1 protein-coding gene and 1 pseudogene are annotated in these 1,328 nt (G+C 73.1%); one reads left to right on the forward strand and one right to left on the reverse strand.

All coding sequences use genetic code 11. The features are described from left to right. Positions 1-976, forward strand: a 976-nt coding sequence (locus IH13_RS0129435) for an ABC transporter permease (RefSeq protein ID WP_037842757.1), incomplete at its 5' end; no start/stop codon positions are given. Positions 977-1,066: 90 nt separating this feature from the next. Here the strand turns inward: IH13_RS0129435 and IH13_RS0129440 are convergent. Next, positions 1,067-1,328 (reverse strand): annotated as a pseudogene (locus IH13_RS0129440) (hypothetical protein); the annotation flags it as partial.

The following is a 1,328-nucleotide window of genomic DNA, read 5'->3' on the forward strand; positions in this document are numbered from 1 at the left end:
GGTGGAGGCCCCCGCCGACTTCCTCCTGCACGGGAGGGACAGCGAGTCGCTGGACCGGTCGCTGGCCGCCGATCTGGCCTCCCACTCCGAACTGACCGGAGTGAGGGCGTTCCGCACGGCGGAGGTCGTCCAGAGCGCCCGCAGCGCGACGATCACCGACCTCGACCTCGGCACCGACCGCTCCGGCGCGCGCCTGACCGCCCGCACCGGCTCCCTCGGCCCTCTCGAACCCGCCCACGTCGTCGTGGACGCCGACCACGCCCACCAGCTCGGCGTCCGAGCGGGCGACCGCGTGACGCTGGAGTTCGAGGGCCGCCCCGTCCACCTCACCGTGGCGGCGACGCTGCCCGGCGCCGGCCCCTACGGAGGGAACTTCTTCGTCCCCGCCGCAGATCTCACCCGTATGGGAGTGGACCCGGCGCCCACCAAGGTCACCGCCGACGCCTCGGAAGACGGAGCTCGGGGACGGATACGCGCACAGCGGGCCGTCACCGACACGTTGACCGGCCCGGAGCGCGGCGAAGGCCGCGTCATCGCCGAGGACTCGGCCGGACAGGCCGGAGACTCGGACGACCTGCGGACGACGGCCACGACAGTGATCATGGTCCTGGGGCTGACGGTCCTGGTGGCGGTCGTCGGAGTCGCGACCACGGCGAGTCTCACCGTCGTCGAACGCAGGCGTGAGTTCGGGCTGTTGCGGGCCCTGGGGCTCGGCGGAGCCGCCGTGCACCGCATGGTCACGGTGGAATGCGCGCTCTACGGCGTACTGGGCGGAGTCCTCGGTCTGGCCCTCTGCATGCCCTACTCCTGGCTGTTGATCCATGTCGCCCGGACGAGCGCCCCGTTCAGCGTGCCGGCCGGGGAGCTCGCGGCGGTCTTCGTCACCCTCGTCCTGCTGACCGCCGCCGCGGGAATGGTCCCCGCCCTCAGCGCCTCCCGGACCTCGCCCACCGTCGCCGTGGCCCGGAACGAGTAGCCGGAGAGCGGGCGGAGGCGCGCGGGAACACACTCCCCCTGCGCCCAGTCGCAACCGGACCGGTCTTGGTGACCCGTTCGAGCGGTCGGTTCAGCGTGGGTCGCCAGGAGTCGTTGTCGCCGCGTCCGACGAGGCGTCCGCGGCCGGGGAACCGGCCGCGGGCTTCTCCTGCAGACCGGCCGCGGACCGTACCGTGCGGCCGGAGAAGCAGTGGAGCGCGGCCGTGCCCGCTGCCGCCCCGGCGGCGATCAGCAGGAACCGGTGGTCCACGAGGGCAACCCCCAGAGCGAAGAGTGCGATGCCTGCCGCGGCGAAGACGTGTTCCGGCATGCGCCGCAGCAGTGCGCAAAAC

The organism is Streptomyces sp. NRRL WC-3549 (assembly GCF_000721935.1).
Classification (GTDB): domain Bacteria; phylum Actinomycetota; class Actinomycetes; order Streptomycetales; family Streptomycetaceae; genus Streptomyces.